The sequence below is a fragment of the Mucilaginibacter sp. UYNi724 genome (genome assembly GCF_054057495.1).
The window spans coordinates 304,736-330,196 of the sequence record NZ_JBSRZI010000001.1; the positions used below are offsets into that span (position 1 = coordinate 304,736).

A 25,461-nucleotide genomic window follows, 5' to 3' on the forward strand; every position below is an offset into this window, starting at 1 on the left:
TAAAAAGTTGTATTTTTAGTTAAAAAGTTGTACTTTTGACCCTCACGCTGCGAAAGCGCAAAACAAAAAATTATGGTATTTAAACGACCAGCAGGTAGTCGCGACGACAGGCCGAACAACTCTCAAAACCGCTCTAAAAGTGGTGGCGAAAACGGCAAAAGGCCATCATCATCCTCGACAGGAAAATCATTCGGCACAGGCCGTACAGATGGCAAAAAAAACTTCTCGGTAGATAAACGCGGATCTACCTACTCAAAACCCAACACCGGTAATTCAGATGCTGAAGGCAGCGACAGGCCAAAGAAAGACTACGGCCAGTCCTCATCATTTAGCGGTGGCGAAAAAAAATCATTTACGCCAAAAGGCCGCCCATATACCGGCAGGCCGGCAGATAACGACCGCCCAAAACGTAGTTTCGGCGGCGATGCACCACAAGGCGACCGTAAGTTTACCCCTCGTGATAAACCATACAGTGGCCGCACACCGGGTGGCGATAGCGAAGGTGGCAGCACATACCGCAAGCCAAGTTTAGGCCCAGCATCATACGGCCCGCGTAAAAACGCTGCCGCAGGCGATAAACCATTTAACAGGAGACCAGCCGGTACCGACGGGCCAAAAACCGAAGGCGCTGATAAAAAACCATACGGCACCCGCGAAGGCGGGCCAAAGAAAAGCTTTGGTGGCGACAAGAAATTTGCAGGCACACGTGGCGGCACAAAAGATTTCCCGAGTACATCAACGGGTTTCCGCAAACGCGAGGGCGACGATTCACCATCAAAACCTACTATGCGCGGCCGTAAAAACCCGGTTGTAAAAGCTAAAGATGATGGCCTGATACGCCTTAACCGTTATATTGCCAATGCAGGCATCTGTAGCCGTCGTAAGGCTGATGAGCTGATCGCGGCAGGTGTGGTATCGGTAAACGGCGAGGTTATCTCTGAACTGGGCCACAAAGTTGACCCGATCAAAGATCTTGTACGCTACAACGGCGAAGCTTTAAAACGCGAGAAAATGGTTTATGTACTACTTAATAAACCAAAAGATTATATCACCACTACCGACGACCCTCAGGAGCGCCGTACCGTTATGCAATTGGTTGATAAAGCCAGTAAAGAACGTATTTACCCTGTTGGCCGCCTTGACCGTAATACAACCGGTTTAATATTGATGACCAATGACGGCGACCTTGCCGACAAACTATCACATCCGCGTAACAGCATTACCAAACTTTACCTGGTAGAACTTAACAAGGCATTACCACAAGGCGATCTGAACAAGATAGAATACGGTATAGAGCTTGAAGATGGTGTTATAAAACCGGACAGCGTATCGTACGTTACAGGTGGCACTAAAAAAGATATAGGCATCCAGATCCACAGCGGCAAAAACCGTGTTGTGCGCCGTATCTTCGAATCGCTTGGTTATGATGTGGTGAAACTTGACCGTTCGGTTTATGCTAACCTTACTAAAAAAGATCTTCCGCGTGGACGTTGGAGATACCTTGATGAGAAAGAAGTGATCCAGTTGAAACATTTGATCAAATAAGGATCATCAACATAATATTAAAAGGCATCATTTACGTGATGCCTTTTTTGTTTACGGGCTTTCTCCCGCCCGTCATTGCAGTGACAGGAGTATTCAAAATATATTATTAAATATTTCTCGCCCGATATTATTAGCTTAAGCCTTTATTATCACCTTATTAAAACACCAATCGGTGTTTACGGTTACACATTTGTGTTTATTGCCTGTTGCACATTAAACTATTGGCACGTAATCCACTCTACATTATACAAACATTAAACACGATGAAAAAATTATTCTTAATAGCAGCACTTGTAGCCACCACTTTTGGGGCATTCGCTCAAAACGCAGATCTGCGCCGTAAAATTGAAGTTACCGGCATTGCCGAGCAGGAAGTTACCCCCGATATTATCAACGTATCTATCTCGTTAAGGGAATATATGAATGGTAAAACCAAGGTAACCATCTCTACTTTGGAGAAACAGTTGGAAAATGCCGTTGCCTCGGCAGGTATAGCCAAAGAGGATTTTACCATCAACAGCTTATCATCATGGAATTACCAAACCGAGAAAAAGAAAAACCCGGACTTTTTGGCCAGCAAACAATATGGCATTAAATTTCGCGACCTGAATAAGTTTGATCAGATTTTAAGCAAGGTTGATGGAAAGGGCATCCAAAGCACTAATATCGATAGCTACGATTACTCTAAGATAAGCGAGATCAAAAATGCCTTGAAGTTGAAAGCCCTAATAGCCGCACGCGATAAAGCAGCATTTTTAGTGAATGGCCTTGGAGATAAACTGGGCAGCGCGCTAAATATTACCGAAAGCGATAACAGCAGTTTCCCGCAGCCGCGTAACGTAATGTACATGGCTAAAGCATCGATGGCTGATAGTGCAGCTCCTGAATCTGACATTGACGTTAAGAAGATTAAACTAAGCTTCCAGATCAACGCCATTTTCGAGATAAAATAAGTGACCCTATATATATTAAAACAGCCCCGCATAGTCGGGGCTGTTTTTGTTTAGGGCTATAAAACATTTAATTTACGGCTGTGTTATTATTATACGTAAATTGACCATTATGAAAGCGTTAAAATATTTTGCCATCATAGTTTTATTATCAGCATCGATAACCGCTTGTAAAGATAGCGGCAGCAAAGCCGTGGGTGGCTCGGCAGATACCGTTGCCAAAATGGGCACAGGTGACCCAAACAACACCCATGCGGCAGATTCTACTAAAATGGATAGCGTTAATAAAGGCAACGCCGACCCAAGTGGCCGTGGCGCGAGCGATACGCTAAACGCGCGACCTGTTCATTAATATTCTGCAACTTAGTTTATTATGAAACCTTTGCGATACTTATTAGTGGCTGGTCTGTTATCTACGGTTATTGCTGCATGCAGCAGTAACGGTAAAAGTTCAGCGGCCGATACTACAACTACTGATACTGTAGCAAAAGGGCCTAAGACAGAGGCTAACCCTTTTAGATTGCGATTGGATACTATACAAGTTGTAACCGTAGAGCGTAATCCCAATGATACCGCAAACGCGCAATCTGTTCACTAACAATAGTTTAAAGGAAGTGTTGCGATAAATGCTATACATAACCTGGTAAACGCTTCCCTTTTAAAGCAGATTGCCGGGGTGGTGTAATAGTTCATTGGTTACTTATTCATTTGTTCATTGCGGATTAGCATCCGTTCCTGTCATCTTTAATTCTTTTGAATTTTTCTCCTGTCAATCATTTTACATACGGGTAACACTTTTACAACAAATTGCTGTTAAACTTGCATGCTCAATATCCGCGTTAAATAGTGACGGTGGCAAGGGCTTAAAGCGTATTACACAAAATGAAAATAGGAATAGTTTGTTATCCCACCTTTGGCGGAAGCGGGGTTGTTGCTACAGAATTAGGTAAAGCCCTTGCAGACCGCGGGCACCAAATTCACTTTGTTACCTACAACCAACCTGCGCGCCTCGATTTTTTTTCTGAAAATCTTTTTTACCACGAAGTGTCGGTATCGCAATATCCGTTGTTTGATTACCCGCCTTACGAGTTGGCCCTGGCCAGCCGCCTGGTAGATGTGGTGAGGTTTGAAAAACTGGACCTTTTGCACGTACACTACGCTATCCCGCATGCTTCGGCAGCGTTTATGGCTAAACAGATATTGGCTACTTACGGCATTTCTATCCCGTTTATTACCACCCTGCACGGTACAGATATTACCCTTGTTGGGCAGGATAGCACTTATAAGCCGGTGGTTACGTTTTCCATCAACCAAAGCGATGGCGTAACGGCGGTGTCCGAACATTTAAAGAACGACACCTATAAATATTTTAAGATAGAGAAGGACATTAAGGTGATCCCAAATTTTATTGACCTTACCCGTTTTAGCCTCAAACCAAAAGATCACTTCAAAAAAGCCATAGCTCCAAATGGCGAAAAGGTTTTGGTGCATACCTCCAACTTCCGTAAGGTGAAACGTACCGAAGATGTAGTAAAAATGTTCGCAAAGGTTATTGAAAAGATCCCGGCGAAACTACTGATGGTGGGTGATGGCGGCGAACGCTCTTTATGCGAACGCCTTTGCCGCGACTTGGGTATTGCCGAGCACGTACGCTTTTTAGGTAAGCAGGATGCTATTGAAGAGATCCTGTCGGTATCAGATCTATTCCTGATGCCATCACAGTCAGAAAGTTTTGGTTTGGCAGCGTTAGAGGCCATGGCTTGCAAAGTACCTGTTATAAGCAGCAACGCGGGTGGCTTACCCGAATTGAATATTGAAGGTGTAACAGGTTTTCTACTTGACATCGGCGATATTGATGGCATGGCCGAGAAAGCGATTTACATTTTAGAGGACGAGACCAGGCTTAATCAATTTAAAGAAAACGCCCTTAAACGTGCCAAAGAACTGGAACTTGCCAATATTATGCCCCTGTATGAAAACTTCTATAAAGAGGTAATTGAGAAAAACAAACAGGATATAGCTGCTTGCGCAAATAAATAGTATGATATTATTATAACCTTTTGGCTTGATTTGTGTTCATACACAATCAACATATATTATAATAACATATACCATGAAAAAGATATTCCAAACAACCATTGCTATTTTAGCCGTAGCCTTTATTTTTTCGGCTTGTTCAACGCCGCAGCAAACCAATGCCGGTACAACATCATCTGCAAATGTATCCCGCGGTAAATTTACAGGCACCTGGACTATTACTAACGTAAGTTACGATGGCCTTGTTCCCGGCGCTGTACAGAACGTATTTGATCAGGCATCGCCGGCAGATTTTGTAGGCAGCACCTGGAAATTTACTAACAGCGGTAACGGTGTTTACACACTTCAAAACGGCGCATCGCAAACCATTTTCTGGTCGGTATTTAGCGGTGGCAGCACCGGTACACAGTTCCAGTTCAAAAAACTTTTCCAGGGCGATAAAGCTAAAAACGTAGCCGAAGGTTACCGGTTAGATATTGGCAGCATTGATAATGCAAACATGACCTTACGCTCACCTGTACCAATTGGTAACAGTGGCACGGGCTACATCGTTTACACGTTTACCAAAGCGCAGTAAGGGTTAAGTTAAAAGTCGAAATTAAAAGTAAAACAAAGAAGCCGAAAGTGTTATCCACGTTCGGCTTCTTTGTTTTAAACCTTTGAGGTTTTTTGATTTTTTAACTTTAACTTTTGACTTATAAAGCCGATGCAAATTTCACACAAACCGGGTTACCAACTACCACACGGTTAACGGCCTGTAATATCTTGCCGGTGTTTTCATCTATTTTGTAAACAATAATGGTATCGCTATTTTGGTGGGCTATAACCAGGAACCTCCCGCTTAGGTCTATAGCGAAGTTACGCGGGCCTTTGCCACCTGTAGGCTTGCGTTCTATAAAAGTAAGTTCGCCATTTTCCTGATTGATGGCAAATACCGATATATCGTTAGCATCCCCACGGTTGGTAGCATACAAGAACTTTCCGTTTGGCGTTATGTGGATATCAGCAGCACCTGTTGCACCTTTAAAGCCATCAGCCAATAAAGTAATGTCTTGTTTCAGCTTGGGCTTGCCGTTGTTATAATCATAAACTAAAACAGCGCTTCCCATCTCCATAATGGCATACAGGTATTTTTTATCGTTAGAAAAAGCTAAGTGGCGTGGGCCGTAACCGGGGGTTACACTTACAAACGCCGGTTTTGCAGGTACAATAGGATTTTGGTTACCGCCCTTGTATTTAGTAATGTTTATTTTATCGGTACCCAGGTCTGTGTACAGCACGTATTTTTCATCGGGCGATAATACCGCCGTATGCACATGTGGTTTCTCCTGGCGCTCTTTATTAGGGCCGTGTCCATCTTCTTTAATGGTTTGCACTGCTGCGCCTATAGAGCCATCTACATTAATAGGAAGCACCGCGATGTTGCCACCCGAGTAATTGGCCACAAAAAGGTTTTTTTGATCCTTATCAACCGATACATAGCAAGGTGAGCCGCCCAGGGTAGATACTTTATTAATAAAAGTCAATTCGCCGGTTTTACCATCAAATTTAAATGAGCTTACTTCGCCGTTATCGTTCTCGTTAACCGCATAAACAAACTTGTTGTTGGCAGATACTGCTATGTACGATGGGTTGCTTACATCATCAATACGGTTAAGGTACGCCATGCGGCCGCTTTCGGTATAAAAACGGTACACGCTGATACCCTTGCTGGCGCCGCTTGTGTAAGCACCAACAACAATATCAAAGGTTTTGGGGTATGGCGATTTTTTAGGCTTTTGCTGCGCGATGCCTAAAACAGGTGATAACATAGCTATCATTATAAATATTCTTTTCATCAGGAGTATTTGGTTTATATGTGCAAGTTAATAAAATATGTATGAACCAGAATTTACAGAATTTAGGATTTAACAGAATTTTAAAAGCATTTTTTATCAGACCGGAATATGTATGATTGGTTTAATTTCATCAAGGAGTGCCCTTCGGGCGGGCGTTCCGCTCGCGCTGCGCAGGCCTTAACAACAGGACAGGTATCCGCTGCAATCCCTAATGCGCCCTTCTAATGCAAAGAGACGCGAAGTATCGAGTATCTACAGCCGTGAGATGAACGCGCAAAAAAGCCCTCACGACTATCGTCAAGAGGGCTTCAAATAATATAAATAAGGCTTTACTCCTCTACCATTTCACTATTTGGGCTGCTCACCTCAGGCTCTTCTTGCTTAAAGTAGCGTTTTTGGTTTAGCAATATCATAATAACCCCTACAGATATGGCAGCATCAGCCAGGTTAAATACAGGACGGAAGAAGATAAATTCCTCGCCAGCCCATATCGGCACCCAGTGCGGGAAATGACCTGTTAACAGCGGGAAGTAAAACATATCTACCACACGGCCATGGAAGATGCCTGCGTAATTATAAATTATGCCGTAAAAGGTTGAATCTATGATATTACCCAACGCGCCGGCCAATATCAAAGCTACCATCATCACTAAACCGCGATGATATTTGTGCTTTATTAAAAACACCAGTGCATAGCCTATACCACAAACCGCAACAATACGAAACAGCGTTAAAACCAGTTTACCCAGTTCCCCGCCCAGCTCCATACCAAAGGCCATACCGTTATTTTCAGTATAGTGCAACATCCCGCGGTTGCCCAGGAAATGAATTTCTTCGCCCAAGAACATGTGTTTCCTCACCCAGATCTTGATGATCTGATCGAGCAGGATAATTAAAGCGGCAGTAAAAAAAGGTTTTGTATAAGCAGCCTTCATTTATTGCTTCAGTTTTGCTTCCATAGTTAGCGTTGTGTGCGGCACGGCACGCAGGCGTTCTTTAGGGATAAGCTTACCGGTTTCGCGGCAAATACCATAGGTCTTGTTTTCGATACGTACCAAAGCGGCCTCTAACTGCTCAATAAATTTCTTTTGACGGGCAGCTAACTGGTTAATTTGTTCTTTTTCCAACGTGGCAGATCCATCCTCCAGTGTTTTATAGGTACCGGCAGTATCATCCGTACCGTTCGCGTTAGGCGAACTTAATGAAGTAGCCAGCGCGCTCAGCTCTTCTTTAGAGCTGCGTAGTTTTTCTAATAATAGGTCCTTAAATTCTACTAATTCCGAATCAGAGTACCTTGTTTTTTGGTTTTCCATTTAACTTTTAGTTATAGCAATCAAAATTTCATATTCGTTAATAACGGCCTTTTCGCCTTCAGTAAGCTGGTTATCAAGCACAAGGCTATCAGCTAAAATTTCGGCGCAAATATAGGATAAATTATTCTCGGTTGCTTTCCAGATCTCGGCACCGCAATTCACGGCCACGGTTATCTTATCGGTAACTTCAAATTCTTTAGCCTTACGTAAGTTTTGTATGCGGTTTATCAGTTCGCGGGCAACACCCTCCTCTTTCAGCTCGTCGGTTATCGTAACATCTAAAGCCACGGTTAGTTTGCCTAAATTTGCAACCTGCCATCCCGGAACATCTTCGGCGATGATTTCTACATCTGAAATCAGGATCTCATACTTGCTATCAAGTACAGCGATAATACCTTTCGACTCCAGTTCCGAGATCTCTTCCTGGCCAAAAGCATTGATGGCAGCAGCCACATCCTTCATGTCCTTACCAACTTTAGCGCCCAGGGCCTTAAAGTTTGGTTTGATTTTCTTTTTGATAAAACCGGCAGCATCGGTAATGTATTCGATATTCTTAATGTTGGTTTCAGAAAGGATAAGTTCTTTAACTTTTTCTATCTGCTCCTTAAAGTTCTTATCCAGTATAGGCAATAAAATTTTGCTTAACGGGCGGCGAACCGGGATCTCTATTTTTTTACGAAGCGATAATACGAGTGATGAGATATCCTGCGCCATTTGCATACGCTCTTCAAGGGCAACATCCACCAGTTCGTTATGATACTCAGGGAAATAGGCCAGGTGTACCGATTGAAACTCCTCTTTACCGGTAACGCTGTTCAGGTCGGTGTATAAACGCTCTGCGAAGAATGGCGCAATTGGCGACATTAATTTACTGATGGCTATCAAACACGTATAAAGCGTTTGGTATGCCGATAGCTTGTCTTCAGAATTATCCGATCTCCAGAAACGTCGGCGGCTTAAACGGATATACCAGTTGCTAAAGTGCGCGTCAACAAATTCCTGTATGGCGCGGGCGGCCTTGGTTGGTTCAAAATCGGCGTAATAGCCGTCAACCTCTTTGCTTAGGGTGTTTAGTAATGATATGATCCAGCGGTCAAGTTCCGGGCGTTTATCTAAAGCGATCTCGGCTTCTTCGTATTTAAACTTATCGATATTGGCATAAAGCACAAAAAACGAGTAGGTATTATACAGCGTACCGAAGAACTTACGGCGCACCTCGTCAATACCATCGATATTGAATTTAAGGTTATCCCATGGCGATGCGTTGCTGATCATGTACCAGCGGGCAGCATCGGCACCAAATTGCTCAATAGTTTCAAACGGATCGATACCATTGCCTAAACGTTTAGACATTTTGTTACCGTTTTTATCCAACACAAGGCCGTTTGACACCACGTTTTTAAACGCCACACCTTTGTTGCCAACTTTTTCGTTAACGGCTTTTACCTCGTCGCTGGCTTCGCTTAGCATCACCGCGATGGCGTGCAGGGTAAAGAACCAGCCGCGGGTTTGGTCTACACCTTCGGCAATAAAATCAGCAGGGTAGGCGGCAGCAAATTCCTCTTTATTCTCGAAAGGGAAATGCCATTGCGCGTATGGCATGGCGCCGCTATCAAACCAAACGTCTATCAGGTCGGGTTCGCGCAGCATGCGTTTACCGGTTGATGAGGTTAGGATCACATCATCTACATAAGGGCGGTGCATATCTTCCAGTTTAAAGCCCGCAGGCATTAAACCAGCGGCGATAGATTTCTCTATCTCAGCATTCAGCTCTTCTATCGAACCTATGCATTTTTCTTCTTTACCATCTTCCTCGCGCCAGATAGGCAGCGGGGTACCCCAGTAGCGTGAACGCGACAGGTTCCAATCTACCAAATTTTCCAGCCAGTTGCCAAAACGGCCCGTACCGGTACTTTCGGGTTTCCAGTTGATGGTTTTGTTAAGCGCAACCATTTTATCCTTTACCGCGGTGGTACGGATGAACCAGCTATCTAACGGGTAGTATAGGATAGGTTCATCAGAACGCCATGAGTGCGGGTAGCTGTGCTCGTATTTTTTAACGTCGAATGCGCGGTTCTCTGTTTTTAATTTTATGGAAATAAGTACATCCGTCGGTTTAAAACCTTCCGTTGCGCGGTCCGCGTCGGTATAATATTCTTCTTTAACGTAACGGCCTGCAAAATCGGTAACCTCGTCTACAAAGCGGCCCTGCTTATCAACCAAAGGCACATCTTTACCATTCTCGTCTTTTATCAGTACCGACGGCACGTTGTTTTCCTTACATGCCCTAAAGTCATCTGCGCCAAAAATAGAGGCGGTGTGCACAATGCCGGTACCGTCCTCGGTAGTTACAAAATCTGCCGGGATAACCCGGAAAGCATTTGCTTCCAGATCGGCATTGGTTACGTACGGCATTAGCTGCTCGTAGTGGATGCCCAGCAGGTCGGTGCCTTTAAACTCACGGGTTAAAGTCCAGGGGATAATTTTATCGCCGCCCTTGTGTTCTTCAAAAGAAGCGTTCTCGCCCTCGGCCTTAAAATATTTTTTTACCAGGTCCTTAGCTAATACAACGCTAACCGCATCGTAAGTATAAGGATTGAAAGTGTTTATTTGTACGTAGTTGATGCCCTCGCCAACGGCCAAAGCACAGTTTGACGGGAGCGTCCACGGGGTGGTGGTCCAGGCCAGTATAAATACATCGCTGCTTACCCCGTCAAATAAAAATGCCGAATCTTTATCGTTCTTTACTTTAAACTGGGCTACAATGGTAGTATCCTTTACCATTTTGTAGGTACCCGGCTGGTTCAGCTCGTGCGAGCTAAGTCCCGTGCCCGATTTTGGCGAGTATGGCTGTACGGTGTAGCCTTTGTACAACAGGTTCTTATCGTAAAGTTGCTTTAGGATCCACCAAAGGCTCTCGATATACTCGTTCTCGTAAGTAACGTATGGGTTGTCCAGATCTACCCAGTAACCCATTTTAAGGGTAAGGTCGTTCCAAACATCGGTATAACGCATTACTTCTTTACGGCAGGCGTCGTTGTATTCTTTAACCGTGATTTTTTTACCGATATCATCCTTAGTGATGCCTAACGATTTTTCTACAGCCAGTTCGATAGGCAAACCATGGGTATCCCAGCCGCCTTTACGCTTAACCTGGTAACCTTTAAGGGTTTTATAACGGCAAAAAATATCCTTGATACTCCGCCCCATAACGTGGTGGATACCGGGCATACCATTAGCGCTGGGCGGGCCTTCATAAAAGGTGTACGGCTTGCTTGCCGGCCTGCTGCTGATACTTTTTTCGAATATGCTGTTCTGTTTCCAGAAATCCAGCACGTCTTTACCTGTTTGGGATAGATTTAACTGCTTATATTCCTTGTACATCAATGTGTTCGCGTCGAATTTTAAAGGTTGCAAAAATAGCGAATTTTATTATTAAATGATAGTAATTGCCTAATTATGACGGAGAGATTTCAGCCTCTCACCGCTACTCTCCGAAGGAGAGGAAGTAAAAACATAAATGATTAAATTTGTTGGCCGTCCGCTTTACGAGTTGACTCACCCCCTGTCCCCTCTCTGCTGCGCAAAGAGGGGATAAAATATATATTTTTATTCTCACCCTCTTTCCGCTTGCGGAGAGAGGGTCGACGAGCGTAGCGAAGTAGGGGTGAGTAAATAGCCGGCATCAAACAATATCTTTCTTTCCTATATTTGACTAACAAACACATCTAACTCATGAAATTAAACTTCATAAGCGTTTTGGCTGCTGCCGCGCTTTTAGCGGGCTGCGCCGGTAACGATAAGAAAACAACAATTGCCACTACCCCCGATACCGGGATGGCTGCGGATATAAGGCAGCACATTGCCGTTTTAGCGAACGACAGCCTGCTGGGCCGCAAACCATTTACCAAAGGCGAGGATAAAACCATAGCTTACATAGCCGACGAGTTTAAAAAGTTAGGCCTTGAGCCGGGTAATAACGGCAGCTATTTCCAGGAAGTGCCATTGGTAGAAATAACTTCTGCCGCGCAGGATATGAACATTAGCGGCGCGGCTACCGTTGCCCTAAAGCCGGGTATTGATTTTGTTGCCGCTACCCGCCAAGAGGTGGATAGCCTGAGCCTGAAAAATTCCCCGCTTGTTTTTGCAGGGTTTGGTGTTGTTGCCCCCGAGTACGGCTGGAACGATTACAAAGGCCTTGACGTTAAAGGCAAAACCGTTGTGGTTTTAGTGAACGACCCTGGTTTTAAAGCCGGGGAAAAACTTTTTAAAGGCGACACTATGAGCTACTATGGCCGCTGGACCTACAAGTATGAAGAGGCCGCACGCCAGGGCGCCGCGGGTGTGATCATCGTACACCAAACCGAGCCGGCAAGCTATGGCTGGCAGGTAATCCAAAACAGTTTTAGCGGGGCCAAACTTTACCTGCAACAGGCCGATAAACACATGAACCGTTGCCAGGTAGAAGGTTGGATGAGCGAAGAAGCAGCTACCAAACTATTGTTGGCGGCAGGCATCACAGGAGATATTCGCGCCTATGCCCGTAAGAAAGATTTTAAGGCCGTAGCGTTGAACAGCACAGTATCGTTATCGTTAAAAAACACGCTTAAATATTCAAAATCTCACAATGTGATTGCCACGTTAAAAGGCACGGCTAAGCCGGATGAAACCATTTTATACACCGCCCATTGGGACCACTTCGGCATTGGCAAACCCGATGCAAAAGGCGACAGCATTTACAACGGCGCTATAGATAACGCAAGCGGCGTTGCAGCGATATTGGCGGTTGCCAAAAAATTTACCCTGCAAAAAGACAAGCCGAAACGCAGCATTGTTTTCCTGGCCGTTACTGCCGAGGAGCAAGGGCTTTTAGGATCTGAATATTATGGCACCCATCCTGTTTACCCGCTAAATAAAACCGTGGCCAATCTAAACATTGACGCCCTATCCGACTTCGGCGAAACCAGCAATTTCTCTATCACGGGCAAGGGCCAAAACGACCTGGACGATTACGTGGTAGCCTTAACCAAACCAAAGGGCTGGGATGTTGTGGGCGATGAAAACCCCGGCTCGGGCAGCTACTATCGTTCGGACCACTTTAACTTTGCCAAGGTTGGCGTACCAGCGCTTGATCTCCACAACGGCTCAAAAAGCATCCAGCGTGGCGAAGAATTTGGCAAGGAACAAGCCAAAGTATATAACGAGCAGCACTACCACCAACCATCAGACGAGTACAGCGAAGCGATGGACACCAAAGGCATGGCCCAAACTGCTAACCTGATGTACCAACTCGGCGTAAAACTCAGCAACGAAACTACCTTCCCCGGTTGGAAAAAAGGCTCGGAGTTTAAAGCGATAAGGGATAAAGCAATGGCGAAATAAATTTGATTGAGAATCACCCAATTACTAAGCCCGGCTCAATAATCAGCCGGGTTTTTGTTTTTATACAGTTTAGTATTAGATTTATGCAAACCTTATTATGAAAAAAGTATTAGTCACCACAACAGAAAGGCTGGGAAATTGTCAATTATATAGAACCCGTATATTCCAACTTAATGGTTGGGGCAAATTTCTTTAGCGACTTTGGGGCCTCGTTTACAGATATATTTGGAGGCAGGGCAACCCGCTATAAGAAAAGCATACAGCTTTTAAACGAAAAAGCCGTTGAACTTATAAAAGTTAAAGCGCGCGGATTAGGCGCCAACTGCATACTTGGGTTAAAAGTAGATGTTGACGAAGTAAGTGGTAAAAACATGCAGATGTTTGTGATAACCGCATGGGGAACAGCCGTTATTGTGAAAAACGCTGTAAACCCTATTCAGCATTCAAATTCTAAAGAAATTGATAAAGACAAAATAAACGAACGGGCTAATATTATTCGTCTTGCCAAGGCCTCGGCAAACGATTCATTTAAACTTTTATTAAAAGATCTTCAAATAATAGTAGATACCCGCTCTGCGATGTTCAAAGACATATTATTAAGTAAATTTAAAAAACTTGATTCTGTAAATTTCAATAATAATGATGATTATAAAGAGGCGGTTAAACTGTACAATGATTATTTTTCGACATTAAACGCAGAAGATGCCATACCATTATTTTACAACGACTTACTATCAGAGACAGAAAGCCATTACTTGAACAAGGTATTAGAATTAATAAAAAACAATGACCTTGTGGATTACAACTTCATAAATCAACTTTTAGATAGCGATTTAAAGAAAAGAAAACTTGCCTTAAATATATTGCAAGCTGATAAGCCAACTTATAATATTGACGATATAGCCGCATTAGAAAAAACGATCGTTCATCTAAAGGAAGCATTTCCATCGAAAGTTACTATAGGACTAAAAAAAGGATTTTTATCTTCTACTGAAAAAGAAGTATGGACTTGCACATGCGGCACCTCAAATGCGATGGAGTTAACTTTTTGTAATAGTTGTACAAATGATCATCATGGCTTTAGATCTGATGAATTACAACTTTCCCAAATTATTACGCTATTAAACAATAAATTGGAGGCACTAAAGGTAATGCTTTAATCTATCCGATAAGGGATAAAGTATGGCGAAATAATAGTTATATAGCCCGTCATGCCCAACTTGTTTCGGCATCCCACGGGACAGGTAATTAGCGTTCTTTTTACTTTGCTTGAGAGATGCAGAAACAAGTTTAGCATGGCGACTTATTTACACCTTATCTATTCTAATCCATTGCATGCCTGCGGCTTCGGCGGCTTGTACGCCGGGTTCGCCGTCTTCAAATACCAGGCAGTGTTCTGGGTCTACGCCAAGCTTTTTCGCAGCGGCCAGGAACGGGTCGGCGTAGGGTTTACCATGGGTGGTTTCGCCTGCACATATCAGCACTTCAACTTTATCTAAGATCCCTAAAACGCTTAATGTTTTCTCTACTGAAGTACGGCTCCCGCCGGATACCACACCTATACGTACCTTACTCGCATGGTTTATCAGGTGGTTCACCACGTAATCAATAGGTTGGGTTTTCTCGATGTATTCGCTAAAAAACACCTTGTGTTTACGCGCGGCAAAATCAACAGGATCAAATGTAGTGTTGTACCGTTTATTTATCTCGCCCACCACATTCAGGATAGGCAAGCCGGCAAATTCATCAATGATATCACCCTCGATCACATAACCATCATCGGCAGCAACACGGATGTAGCTTTCCTTGTGCGCGCCCATATTATCGGCAAGAGTGCCGTCGCAATCATATAAAAACGCTTTAAAGTCCCCGGATGAAAGCTTGTTTAAAGCCTTATATTTTTTAATTGAAGTTGCCTGGTCCATCATGGCTGCAAGTATATATAAACCTTCAAACATATTTGTAATGTTTAAGTCAGCAGGTTGTTAACATGGTGTTAACCTTTTTTTAATATATTGTATTACCAATTATAAATACTTTCATGAAAAAAAGCTTTACCTGCCTGTGTTTAACATTGTTAGTTTTTGGTTGTAAAAAAGATAGCGAGGTTAAAACCCCGCCCGTTGTTATACCACCGGTTGTTGTAGACACCACCCCGCCTGTTACCTTTAGTTTAGAGGAAGAAAAGAACAAAGGCAAAATAACCAATGATATAGCGCTCACTTTAGATGGTACTAACCTAAAAGGTTATACATCGGGCACTACCGAAAGCCACAGCTTTGCGGTTACTTTTAAAACCAAGGATGCGGCATCAACCGTAAAAATTAAAGATATAGCTCAAGTAAGCGGTGTTACTGTAAACGATTTTACAAAGCCAATTGTTTACACCATTACCGATAGCAAGGGCGCAAGTATAAATTACACGGTAAGCATTTACAACTTTACAGGCCTGCCCATATTTAAGATAACCACGGCAAGCTCGGTGGTTTCGAAAGATGATTACGTTACCGGCGCGCTAAACATAAATGCCAATGGCTATGCCGACCAGGAAACCAATGATATTAAGCTGCAGATAAAAGGCCGCGGTAACTCCACCTGGGCATTACATCCTAAAAAACCTTATCGCTTAAAATTTGATTCCAAAGCTCAATTATTAGGCATGCCGTCTGCAAAAAACTGGGTATTGCTGGCCAATTATTCTGATAAAACCCTAATGCGCAACTACATTGCCGATGGTGTGGCTCAAAGCCTTAAAAGTGATTTTGCGCCGCATGGCATTTTTGTAGAGGTGGTAATGAATGGAGAATATCTTGGCACTTATATGCTTACCGAGCAAGTTGAAGTTAATGCCGCCCGTGTAAATATCCCCGAACTTAAACCGGCCGATAACAGCGCGTCTGTTGTAACAGGCGGTTACCTTTTGGAGCTGGACCAGCGCCAGGAAGACCCTTACAGGTTTAAAACAGCGGGTAACCTGCCGTTCACCATTAAATCGCCGGATGTGCCAAGCACGGCTCAGATGGATTATATTACAGGTTACATGCAACAAACCGAGAACGCCATTTTTGCCGCGAATTTTGCCGACCCGGTTAATGGCTACTCCAAATACATCAATTCAGATTCGTTCATCAATTGGTTTTTAGTAAACGAGTTGTTTAAGAACCAGGATGCCGCCAACTATAGCAGCATGTTTTATTATAAAGACCGCGATGGTAAACTGGGCATGGGGCCAGCTTGGGATTTTGACCTGGCTGCCGGCAATGTGGATTACAGCGATGCTACTAACCCAAACGGCTGGTGGGTGAAAGATGGCCCGTGGTTTAGCCGCCTGTTCCAGGACCCTGCTTTTGTTACCAAAGTGCGTACCCGCTGGCAGTTCCTTAAAGCTAATGGCATCCCGGCTATGTTTAAAAGCATTGATGATACCCAAACCTATTTAACCCGGCCGGCAGAGCAAAATTTTACCAAATGGGATATCCTGAACACTTATGTATGGCCTAACCCTATTGTTTTAGGTACTTATCCAAAAGAAGTGAACCAGCTTAAAGCATGGCTTATACAACGCATAGCGTGGATGGAAGGGAATTTGTAATTTCGCGGTATGAATTTAAAGATCTACGTGGTGATATTTGTAGGGGTACTCATTATATTGTTTGCCGCCTTTAGCTTGTTTGCCGTTGGCGCGCAAAACCAACAATGGGGCAGCGTACTCATAGGCGCGGCCATTGGCTGCCTGCTTGCTATAGGTTTCCGCGTGATGAAAAAGAAAAGGCTTTAAAATAAAAAATCTTAATAAATATTCCGCCCCGCCCCGCCATCAACCTGGATGGTTTGCCCGCTTATATAGGCTGCCTGTTCTGATGCCAGGAAGGTTACCAACGCGGCAAATTCCTCTGGCTTGCCAATGCGGCCAAGTGGTATGGCTTTAGCTTTTTGTTTGATAGCCTCGTCGGGGTCCATATCTTTTGGCATAGTCTGCTTGATGCGATCTGTAAGGATCAGCCCCGGCGCTACGTTGTTCACAGTGATGTTGTAGGGGCCAAACTCATCAGCCATAAGCTTTGCCATGCCCACTACGCCCATCCGCATAGCGGTAGATAGTACCGAACCACTCAACACAGATTTTACCGAGCCGCTTATGATGTTGATGATACGCCCGCTGCCTGTTTTTTGCAGATGGGGCAATACTAAACGACTGGTACGCGCCATGCTAAGCAAGTTCAGATCAAACGCATGTTGCCATTTCGCGTCGTCAAAGTTCTCAAACTTATCAAAAGGAGGGCCGCCGGCATTGTTCAGCAAAATATCTATCCGGCCAAATGCATTGGCTGCTTTGCCGATAAATTCGGTTACCTGCGCGGCGTCAGCCACATCAACAGGTATGGCTACCACTTTGTTGCCCGTGGCTTGCGTAATTTCGTCGGCGGTTTTATTTAATGCTACTTCATCGCGCGAACCGATGATAACTTTAGCGCCTTCGGCAGATAAAGCCATCGCGATAGCTTTGCCTAAACCTTTGCTTGCAGCCAGCACTATGGCTACCTTGTTATTTAGTTTTAAGTCCATTTTACTAATGTTAAACCGTTGCTAACATAAATAAAATATATTTGTACTAAGCTTAACGGCTTACTCAATATTGATACTTTAATATGAAAAACCAGGTTGCCCGTACGTATTTATTGCTCGGAATTGCACTAATACTATTTGCATGCGCAGCGCTTTTTGTGCCACCCGGCAAAATTCAGGATTTTATGAACGGCGGCTCGGCAGGTTTCGCGCTTGCAGGCTGCATCAGTTTCATTATGTTGTTGATCCAAAACTTTAAAAAACGCTAATGAAAAAATTTATCCTAAGTGTCGGTTTTGCACTTAAAGGTATCAGGCATGCCTTTGCTACACAGCTAAACTTCAGGATACAAACCTCTGTCGCGTTGCTTGCTATCGCGATGGGTTTATATTTCAACATCAGCGCGAGCGAATGGCACTGGATAACCCTTTGTATTGCCCTGGTGCTGATGATGGAACTCTTCAATACCGGTATTGAAGCACTTGTAGACCTGGTATCGCCGGGATATAACGAACTGGCCGGGCATGTTAAAGATGTGAGCGCGGCAGCGGTATTAATAGTTGCGATATTTACTTTAGTGACGGGCGCCACCATTTTTTTACCAAAAATATTTTTGCTTTTCCATGCTGCATAAAACCCGTGGCATTGTGTTTAAAACCACTGACTACAGTGAAAGCAGCGTAGTAGTGCAAATCTTTACCGAGAAGTTTGGTTTGCAGTCTTACATCATAAACGGGGCGAAAAAGCCCAAGGCCAAAATAAGCAGCAACATGCTACAGCCCCTGCATTTGTTAGATCTGGTAGTTTACCACAAAAGCAACGGCAACGTGCAGCGCATAGCCGAGTTGAAGAACTCGCCCAACCTGCAAACCATCTCGTACGATGTGATCAAAAGCTGCATAGTTATGTTCCTGAACGAGGTGCTGTATAAAGCCATAAAGCAGCAAACGCCCGATGAGGCTACCTTTGATTTTGTATTTAATGCTATTGAACTGCTGGACCATAAAACCCGCGGGCTGGCAAATTTCCACCTGCTATTTTTGGTGCAGCTAACGCGTTACCTGGGTTTTTACCCCCACGGTAAGCTATTGGCCGAGGCCGATTTTTTTGACATGAAAGATGGCGTATTCACCAATTACAAACCCGACAGCGTAAGTTACCTGTCGCCGCCGCATACCAAAAATTTATATACCCTGCTAAAAAGCAATTTTGGTAATATCGATGAAGTAAAACTAAGCAACGACGAACGGCGTTACCTAATCAATAAATTAATGGAGTATTACGCCATGCACATAGAGGGCTTCGGCAGTATCCGCTCGCACGAGGTGTTGGAAGAGGTGTTGGGGTGATATTGACAGATATTTACTAAATTGACCGCGTGAATAAGCAGCTAAACTTAAAAGTAATAATTCCATTTTTCGTAGCTATTGCGCTTGCGGCTTGCGGCCCGGGCAAGCCCGAGAAATCTAAAATAACGTTCAAAAGCATCGAAGGCATTACCTTTTTAGAGGTATCGCGTAAGCAGAATAATGGCCTATCTTACAACGAGTATGGTTTCCACCTAACACCTGACTGGAAGCTTCGCTTTACATCTGCCGACTCGGCAGCGTTGTATAGCCCGGTAAAAGGTAAGTTCTTTAACTTCCCCCTGGCCTTGGGTACAGATTCGGTTTTTAATATCGCTCATGCCTTTTTAAAGATGAAGGTATTGAGTAAAGATAGCCTGGTGTTCCAGTTATTGGAGGCACAGGGCGACTCCATAAATCTGAATAAATCGCGGGTCACCATGAGGCTATATTCGGAAGACTATATCAAGAACAAACTACATACCGATCTTGCTACCTTGCAACGCGCCGGCAAGCAGGACAGCATTTATGTACGTGGTTTGGTTGCCAAAGCAAATGCAGATATCAAAAAGGCATTCGCGGCATCCCAGCCGGTACAACTCATCAGCAAAAACCCAAACCTAACGGTTGAGAAAGAGAAAGCAACACCAAGCCTTTTGGACAATAAATATAGTACCGACGATGATTACCTGAACCCCGTTTACAATATTGACATCCACAAGGCCTATCAGAATTTTGACTATGCATTTGAGGCTACCATAGATTCTGCCGGCGCCTGGCACTATAACAAACCTTTACGTGGCTTTTTAGACGATAAAGTAGCCGAAGCCTCATTCATCCGTATATCAACCGTTATTATGAATACCTATCTGAAGTTATTCCTTACTACCGTACCCGGCAAAACTTTGGGGATGAAACATGCCAGTATTATTTCGGTAAGAGTTAGGGGTTTTGTGGCCGCAAAATAATAATTATTTGTAACAGATAACCCGGTAACCTATCTAACAATAAGTACTATAGCAATGACAATAACCCTTAGTAAACCGCAGAAAAATATTTATTCAATAGCCGTAATAGCATTTTTAATATTTGCAGGTGGGGCTTTTATTCTGCACGTTGTACCGCCTACTTCAAAAAACAGAGTAGCTAATGGCCTGTTGGTAGATTGTATTATTACTTTGCCGGCACTGTATTATTTAATCATTGTGCGGCCTTTAAAAGTATCTGTAAAGCAAATGTTATTTGTTTCAACTATATGCTGTAGCATTGCTTTTTTAATATTGCCTCAACAACAACGCAAGTACATTTTACAAATACGCAAGTTAACCGCAATTGTCGAACTTGCATTTATCGTTTATGCTGTAACCAAGCTAAGACAAATAAGAGCAGCTTATAAAACCGAGCGAAACATATTTGCCGATCCTATATTTAACCTAAGGTCGGCGTTGGCTATTACCGTGGGACAATCTATCGGGGTAAAAATAATTGCTGCAGAGTTTGCCGTTTTACGATATGGTTTACTGGTTACAAAAAAAGAAAAAAACATCAACGCTGACACCCATTATTTTACTACTCACAAAGAATTTGGATACGTTGCCATTTGGTGCGTTATGTTATTTGCTGCGCTGATAGAAATTTCTGCAACGCATTTACTGCTGATGAAATGGAGCAATACTGCAGCAATAATTTTAACCGTTTTAAGCTGCTATGGCCTTATATTGTTCGTGGCTGATCTTTCAGCGATGTTAAAACGTAAAGTATTAATAAATAAAGATATTATAGTATTGCGTACCGGAATGCGCTGGCGGGCAATAGTAGATAGGGCCAACATCAGCGAAATAAAATGCATAACAAACGATTACAATTCTGAAGTTAAACATTATAAAGGCGGGATTATTAAAAACGGTAATATCCTTATTACTTTTAAGCAACCTGTAGTAATTGAAAAACTATACGGTGCCAATGAATTTCATACAGCTATCTTGCTATGTATTGATGATACCGAAAAATTCATACGTGAAGTGTTCTAAAAGGTCAATTGTCTGCCTTAAAAAGCTTGTAAAGTAAAATGTAAATATTTGGTTAGTACAAGCATATTTATTCGTGGCAAGTTGAAAATGCGCACAAGAAATAAAATCACAAAGGGCACTGAGTTTATGTAGCGATATCAACATTAACAGATATTTAATCGCTGCACCCCGCGCCCTTTGTGAAACCTATTAAAGGCTGATTAGCCCAATATGCGTTTCTTGATATAATCTACGGCAGAATCGGCCAGGTCATTACCGCCGGTTTGCACCAGGCAGCCGTCTTCCTGAACTGTAAGTTCGGCCTCAATATTATCATCGATGTGTACTGTTAACTTATTTTGAGCCTTTTCTACGCGACAAGGCACTTCGCGGCCCGAGTAATGGATATCAAACTCGTATTTGCCGTCTTTATCTGCGGGGGTAGTGTCTTTCTCTTCAATCATGGTTTAGTTCCTTTAATATTAGATATAACACCAAAGAGCTTACCAATGTTTCATAAACAAAAAAGAGAAAACTTTTTGGGCTCTCTCTTTTTGTGTTTTTACTGACCTCATTATATCATAAAGAACAATTGGTTGGGTAGGATATATAATAATTGACCAAATATAATATCTATATACTAAGTAGACAATATTTAAATGATATTTTTTATCAACAACAGCAATAAAGTTTGGTAAATTGTTAATAAACTACCTTTTAAGGGGTGCTGTTTTAAACAACAGTTGCTTGGCGAAGCGTAAACCGCGTTGTAAAAGGGTGCCTTTGCGATTTTTTAAGAAATATTTTATAGCTTCATAAGCATTTTTATTTTCCTGTAATATTTCAGGAAAATATTTAACAGGCTGTTTTGCCACCTGCACACCGTACATGTTTTCGATATTTGAATGAACGCCGGTGCCGTCATGCCCTATGTTGTGGATAAGCGATTGGCTTGGGTTAAGCGTAACCCCGTTATTCAGAAAAACGGAAGCATACCAGCGGATAGCCCACGAATTATTTTTGCGGGCCTTAAAAGCCTGCATCTGTTTCCAAAAATTCATGGTGCCCTCTATCGAGAATTGGTTTATCTTCTCATCATCAAAAGCGGCAATCAATTTATCAATATCGGGCTCAAAATTTTTCCAGGCACTTGCCCAGGTAGCCCATCCCCAGCTAAATGCGGCCCGAAAAAAGAAAGTTTCTGGCAAAGCAACATCCGCCAATGGGAACATATAGGCACTAATGTGCATCACCTTATCCTCATAGGCATAACGGGCTAAGGCATCATTAAAATATTGAAGTGTGTAGGGCGATGATATTAAATCGTCCTCAAATACAATTACGTTACCATATTGGTTTACCAACTGCGTTACCCCGGCGATAATAGAATTAGCGAGCCCCATGTTTTGCTCGCGGGCTACAACCCGTACCGATCTAAAACCGCTGGCCGCTGCCGCAACTTGCCTTACTTCTTCAACCGCCGCCTTATCGGCATCAGTTTTGGCCCCGTCAGAGAAAATGAACAGGTCAGACTCTGCAGCCAGGAAATTTTTCTGCAAATAGCTCAGCGTTTGGCCCGTATGATCGGGCCGGTTGTAAACAAATAGCGCTATAGGTGCAGTATTCAATTAGTGATTTATTGTCCCGATAACTATCGGGATGGTGATTATTTACAATTAGAAGATATCCGCTTGCTTATCCGTTTTGGTGCACAATACGGTGTAGGCATTTGCAAAACGTTCCCTTAATTTATCGCTCAATTCAACAAGGGTGTTTTTCACAGCGAATTGAGCAAGTATTTTAAACCTGTTGATAAAACTCTTCGGCTTTTTTTGATTGATAAAAGTATTGAAACGGGTAACCTCGGGGCCAATGATAGAGGTAAGGTCTTTCCGCACCTCGAAGCCTTCAGTCTGCAACAGGTACCTTAGTGAGGTTGGCGTGTATATATTAATATGCCCATACGCCAGGAAATGCTTTATACGCTTATCTACATTTGCTTTATAATCAATAGGCACTTCTATCACAAAATGCTTGCTCACGCGCTTAATTTCGCGCAGCAGAAGGCGCTCGTGCTCCACATGCTCTAACACATGAGACAGGATGATCAGGTCGAAGCTATCATCCTCAAACGGCAGCTTGTAACCGTCAAATTCCTGTACGGATACCAGGTCCTTTATATTACGTGCTTTGATATGTTGTACCCCGCTATCAGAGATCTCTACGGCGTGGTACTCAGGCGCGAAATTATAGCCGGATAACTTTTTTAATATGCTACCATCGCCCGCGCCAACTTCCAGCACTTTTTTAAACGACAGCCCTTTACAAACATCAATAATATGATAGGCTTTATACTTGGCACCAAGCATTCGCCAGGCCTCGTCATGGGCTTTGTAAAACTCGTCGTACGCGGTTTTTACGTTGTCGCTTATAATATCTTTTGCCATAGTTTTAAATATCCAGGCAGTTATCGGCCTTGTAAAATATCGAGGTTGATTTACGATAGAAAAGACCCGGCGAGATCCCGCTTAGCAGCAAATGCTTAAAGCCTTTGCCTATCAGAAAATCAACACCTTCGTTATAAACGCCACGTTCCGAATCGTCCAATACGACAACGCCGTTTGGGCTTAAAGCCTCGACAGCTTGCTTGCAGCAGTTAACGCGGTCGCGGCCATCAACTATAATTATATCAAATTTTTGGTTGAGCTTAACAGGCATTCGGCAGTAATCGCCATCGCGTACCAATTCACAAAATATCAGCTCAGAATTACCAGGTTTAGCGGCCGATTTTTCTATTTTATCAAACCATTCTTTATCATGTTCTACCGATACTACTTTACCTGCATATTTTGCATAAAAGTAAGTGGAGTTGCCTGATCCAAATTCAAATACCGTATGCTGTTTGGTAAGCCTTGTTTTTATAAAATCGATAAACGAATAAGTTACCCATGGTATGGGGTTACCATCCTGATCTACCGGCGAACGGGTGTCGAATGCTTTGAACCAGCCTATATCATCCAGGTAACCTTTTTTATCGAAAGATAGCAGCGCACGCAAATGCGACGGGTTAGTTAATACTTTTATTAGTGACGAAAATGTGCTCAACGCTTTATGATTTTTTGAAAAAGTGAAATTAAGAATAATGATTTTAACATCATCACTCCCTGGTGGCTAACTTTTGGAATTAACAGCACAAAAAACGCCGAACTTGCATAAGCTATCAGCGTGGCTACGGCTGCACCCATCATCCCCATTTTAGGGATAAGGACAAGGTTAAGCACAATATTTACTATCGCCCCAAAACCTGTGCGCCAAAAAGTAAGCTTTACGTACCCCTCTGCTATTAAATACTGGCTGTTGGCCGCACCTAAAAACACAAACACGCCCGACCAGATATGCACCGATAATACCGGCGCGGCATAGGCATATTCGGGTGTGTAAACCTTATATATTAAATGAGATGTAAAGGTGATAATAACAGCGGCAGGCAGGCTGAGATAGATCATCAGATCGTACAGGTTTTGGATCCGTTTCTTGTATCTGTTGATGTCGTCCCGCTTTGCATTTAATATAGCCGGGAAAAGCGTGGTGATGATAACGGTTGGTATGAAATTCCAAGCTTCGCTTAGGGTGGCTACGGTTGCATACGCTCCTGCCTCTTTTACACCCGATATATTCTGTACCATCAGCTGGTCTATCTTCATATATAGGGACACCATTACGCCCGAGATAATAAGCGGCCAGGAGTAATGCAGCAGTTTCCTGGCAAGCTCGCTGTTATAAGCCCAGTTAAATATGTTGCGGCCCTTGCGGTTATAGGTAATAAAATATCCCGCAGCTAACAGCAAAAAATCCAATGCGTAAGCATACACAAACGCTATCAGCGGCATTTCAAGATAAATTAATACCAGTTTTATGGCAGCAGATAGCAGCGTGCCGGTAATTTGCACCTGCATGATGTATTTCGATTTCACCTCCGACTGGAAATATGAATCGATAACGTTAAAAGCCTGTACGATGCCTATTATGGAGAAGATGAGTACATAAGTATATGGCGTACCGTGTGCAGGATAAACCTGGTAAGCCAGCCATATCAGCGGGATGCAACCCATACCTGCAAAAAGCTTCATCCAAAAAGAAGTACCTAAAATACGGTCGCGATTTTGTGGGAACTGGTGTAGCTCTTTAACAATAAACTGATCGAGGCCCAAGGTGGCTAATGCCGAGAAAAGGTAGATGTAAGTGATGCCCCCTGTTATGATACCCAGGTTGGCCTTGCTCAAGTATCGGGCAACGGCAATACTCACCAGCATTTTAATGAACAGGCTGCCTATTTTGCCAACAAGCGCCATCCCGGTATTTTTAAAATACTTATCTAAAGCTTCCTTATCAAAACCGGGGATAGTAGGTATGCGCATAATTTGCACAAATATATAAAAAGCAAAGGGCTCTCCGTTAGGAAAGCCCTTTGTGTT

The 25,461-nt window shown here is 43.3% G+C and carries 26 protein-coding genes; 15 read left to right on the forward strand and 11 right to left on the reverse strand.

Annotated features, from left to right (window positions below):
* The first annotated feature begins 72 nt into the window (after nt 1–72).
* The 6 genes from ACVW0P_RS01315 to ACVW0P_RS01340 all read left to right on the forward strand — a co-directional run bounded on the left by ACVW0P_RS01315 (nt 73) and on the right by ACVW0P_RS01340 (nt 5,109).
* Entirely contained in the window at nt 73–1,545 is a 1,473-nt protein-coding gene (locus ACVW0P_RS01315; protein WP_457130477.1) for a pseudouridine synthase, read from the forward strand.
* Between the two features lie 263 nt (nt 1,546–1,808).
* Complete coding sequence (locus ACVW0P_RS01320) at nt 1,809–2,498, forward strand: SIMPL domain-containing protein (protein WP_457130478.1); 690 nt, start codon at nt 1,809–1,811, stop codon at nt 2,496–2,498.
* 109 nt (nt 2,499–2,607) lie between these two features.
* A complete protein-coding gene (locus ACVW0P_RS01325; protein ID WP_457130479.1) occupies nt 2,608–2,847 on the forward strand; it encodes a hypothetical protein in 240 nt (79 codons plus the stop codon).
* Between the two features lie 21 nt (nt 2,848–2,868).
* Nucleotides 2,869–3,093: a hypothetical protein gene (locus ACVW0P_RS01330; protein WP_457130480.1), complete on the forward strand. Its 225-nt coding sequence runs from the start codon at nt 2,869–2,871 to the stop codon at nt 3,091–3,093.
* Between the two features lie 284 nt (nt 3,094–3,377).
* The gene (bshA, locus tag ACVW0P_RS01335; protein WP_457130481.1) at nt 3,378–4,535 is read left to right on the forward strand and encodes an N-acetyl-alpha-D-glucosaminyl L-malate synthase BshA; all 1,158 of its coding nucleotides are present in this window, start codon (nt 3,378–3,380) and stop codon (nt 4,533–4,535) included.
* A 73-nt stretch (nt 4,536–4,608) separates the two neighbouring features.
* A complete protein-coding gene (locus ACVW0P_RS01340) occupies nt 4,609–5,109 on the forward strand; it encodes a hypothetical protein (protein ID WP_457130482.1) in 501 nt (166 codons plus the stop codon).
* Nucleotides 5,110–5,227: 118 nt separating this feature from the next.
* On the opposite strand, the gene ACVW0P_RS01345 is transcribed toward ACVW0P_RS01340, so the two are convergent.
* From ACVW0P_RS01345 to ileS, 4 genes are all read right to left on the reverse strand, one after another.
* Nucleotides 5,228–6,370 carry a lactonase family protein gene (locus ACVW0P_RS01345; RefSeq protein ID WP_457130483.1) on the reverse strand — a complete coding sequence of 381 codons (1,143 nt, stop codon included), beginning with the start codon at nt 6,368–6,370 and terminating at the stop codon, nt 5,228–5,230.
* Nucleotides 6,371–6,699: 329 nt separating this feature from the next.
* A complete protein-coding gene (locus ACVW0P_RS01350; RefSeq protein ID WP_354428037.1) occupies nt 6,700–7,305 on the reverse strand; it encodes a lipoprotein signal peptidase in 606 nt (201 codons plus the stop codon).
* Nucleotides 7,306–7,683: a TraR/DksA family transcriptional regulator gene (locus ACVW0P_RS01355; RefSeq protein WP_354428036.1), complete on the reverse strand. Its 378-nt coding sequence runs from the start codon at nt 7,681–7,683 to the stop codon at nt 7,306–7,308. It abuts the gene before it with no gap.
* Entirely contained in the window at nt 7,684–11,067 is a 3,384-nt protein-coding gene (gene ileS / locus ACVW0P_RS01360; RefSeq protein WP_457130719.1) for an isoleucine--tRNA ligase, read from the reverse strand.
* A 351-nt stretch (nt 11,068–11,418) separates the two neighbouring features.
* Between ileS and ACVW0P_RS01365 the strand changes: the two genes are divergently transcribed.
* Both ACVW0P_RS01365 and ACVW0P_RS01370 read left to right on the forward strand, forming a co-directional pair.
* On the forward strand, nt 11,419–13,065 hold the full coding sequence (locus ACVW0P_RS01365; protein WP_457130484.1) for a M28 family metallopeptidase: 1,647 nt from the start codon (nt 11,419–11,421) through the stop codon (nt 13,063–13,065).
* 137 nt (nt 13,066–13,202) lie between these two features.
* Nucleotides 13,203–14,225 (forward strand): heavy metal-binding domain-containing protein, encoded by a 1,023-nt coding sequence (locus tag ACVW0P_RS01370; RefSeq protein ID WP_457130720.1) that lies wholly within the window; start codon nt 13,203–13,205, stop codon nt 14,223–14,225.
* Nucleotides 14,226–14,372: 147 nt separating this feature from the next.
* Here the strand turns inward: ACVW0P_RS01370 and ACVW0P_RS01375 are convergent, their stop codons facing one another.
* Complete coding sequence (locus ACVW0P_RS01375) at nt 14,373–15,023, reverse strand: HAD family hydrolase (RefSeq protein ID WP_457130485.1); 651 nt, start codon at nt 15,021–15,023, stop codon at nt 14,373–14,375.
* Between the two features lie 83 nt (nt 15,024–15,106).
* Between ACVW0P_RS01375 and ACVW0P_RS01380 the strand changes: the two genes are divergently transcribed.
* On the forward strand, nt 15,107–16,657 hold the full coding sequence (locus ACVW0P_RS01380; protein WP_457130486.1) for a CotH kinase family protein: 1,551 nt from the start codon (nt 15,107–15,109) through the stop codon (nt 16,655–16,657).
* Between the two features lie 9 nt (nt 16,658–16,666).
* The gene (locus tag ACVW0P_RS01385; protein ID WP_457130487.1) at nt 16,667–16,843 is read left to right on the forward strand and encodes a hypothetical protein; all 177 of its coding nucleotides are present in this window, start codon (nt 16,667–16,669) and stop codon (nt 16,841–16,843) included.
* Nucleotides 16,844–16,854: 11 nt separating this feature from the next.
* On the opposite strand, the gene ACVW0P_RS01390 is transcribed toward ACVW0P_RS01385, so the two are convergent.
* A complete protein-coding gene (locus ACVW0P_RS01390) occupies nt 16,855–17,631 on the reverse strand; it encodes an SDR family oxidoreductase (RefSeq protein WP_457130488.1) in 777 nt (258 codons plus the stop codon).
* 83 nt (nt 17,632–17,714) lie between these two features.
* Here ACVW0P_RS01390 and ACVW0P_RS01395 point away from each other — a divergent pair, with 83 nt between their 5' ends.
* Genes ACVW0P_RS01395 through ACVW0P_RS01415 form a run of 5 tightly spaced genes read left to right on the forward strand, consistent with a single transcriptional unit; the run spans nt 17,715 to nt 21,007 of the window.
* Nucleotides 17,715–17,900, forward strand: a complete 186-nt coding sequence (locus ACVW0P_RS01395) for a hypothetical protein (protein ID WP_457130489.1) — start codon at nt 17,715–17,717, stop codon at nt 17,898–17,900.
* Entirely contained in the window at nt 17,900–18,265 is a 366-nt protein-coding gene (locus ACVW0P_RS01400) for a diacylglycerol kinase family protein (protein WP_457130490.1), read from the forward strand. The genes ACVW0P_RS01395 and ACVW0P_RS01400 overlap by 1 nt, the downstream gene beginning before the upstream one ends.
* Nucleotides 18,255–18,980, forward strand: coding sequence for a DNA repair protein RecO (recO, locus tag ACVW0P_RS01405; RefSeq protein ID WP_457130491.1), 726 nt, complete (start codon nt 18,255–18,257; stop codon nt 18,978–18,980). Before ACVW0P_RS01400 ends, recO begins: the two co-directional genes overlap by 11 nt.
* A gap of 29 nt (nt 18,981–19,009) precedes the next feature.
* A complete protein-coding gene (locus tag ACVW0P_RS01410; RefSeq protein WP_457130492.1) occupies nt 19,010–19,945 on the forward strand; it encodes a hypothetical protein in 936 nt (311 codons plus the stop codon).
* Nucleotides 19,946–19,999: 54 nt separating this feature from the next.
* Nucleotides 20,000–21,007 carry a hypothetical protein gene (locus tag ACVW0P_RS01415; protein WP_457130493.1) on the forward strand — a complete coding sequence of 336 codons (1,008 nt, stop codon included), beginning with the start codon at nt 20,000–20,002 and terminating at the stop codon, nt 21,005–21,007.
* A 200-nt stretch (nt 21,008–21,207) separates the two neighbouring features.
* On the opposite strand, the gene ACVW0P_RS01420 is transcribed toward ACVW0P_RS01415, so the two are convergent.
* The 5 genes from ACVW0P_RS01420 to ACVW0P_RS01440 all read right to left on the reverse strand — a co-directional run bounded on the left by ACVW0P_RS01420 (nt 21,208) and on the right by ACVW0P_RS01440 (nt 25,404).
* Nucleotides 21,208–21,450 carry a hypothetical protein gene (locus ACVW0P_RS01420; protein WP_354428015.1) on the reverse strand — a complete coding sequence of 81 codons (243 nt, stop codon included), beginning with the start codon at nt 21,448–21,450 and terminating at the stop codon, nt 21,208–21,210.
* 246 nt (nt 21,451–21,696) lie between these two features.
* Nucleotides 21,697–22,614, reverse strand: a complete 918-nt coding sequence (locus ACVW0P_RS01425) for a glycosyltransferase (RefSeq protein ID WP_457130494.1) — start codon at nt 22,612–22,614, stop codon at nt 21,697–21,699.
* Between the two features lie 48 nt (nt 22,615–22,662).
* The gene (locus tag ACVW0P_RS01430; RefSeq protein ID WP_457130495.1) at nt 22,663–23,433 is read right to left on the reverse strand and encodes a class I SAM-dependent methyltransferase; all 771 of its coding nucleotides are present in this window, start codon (nt 23,431–23,433) and stop codon (nt 22,663–22,665) included.
* A 4-nt stretch (nt 23,434–23,437) separates the two neighbouring features.
* Entirely contained in the window at nt 23,438–24,091 is a 654-nt protein-coding gene (locus tag ACVW0P_RS01435) for an FkbM family methyltransferase (protein WP_457130496.1), read from the reverse strand.
* Nucleotides 24,088–25,404 (reverse strand): flippase, encoded by a 1,317-nt coding sequence (locus ACVW0P_RS01440; RefSeq protein ID WP_457130497.1) that lies wholly within the window; start codon nt 25,402–25,404, stop codon nt 24,088–24,090. The genes ACVW0P_RS01435 and ACVW0P_RS01440 overlap by 4 nt, the downstream gene beginning before the upstream one ends.
* Nucleotides 25,405–25,461: the final 57 nt, after the last annotated feature.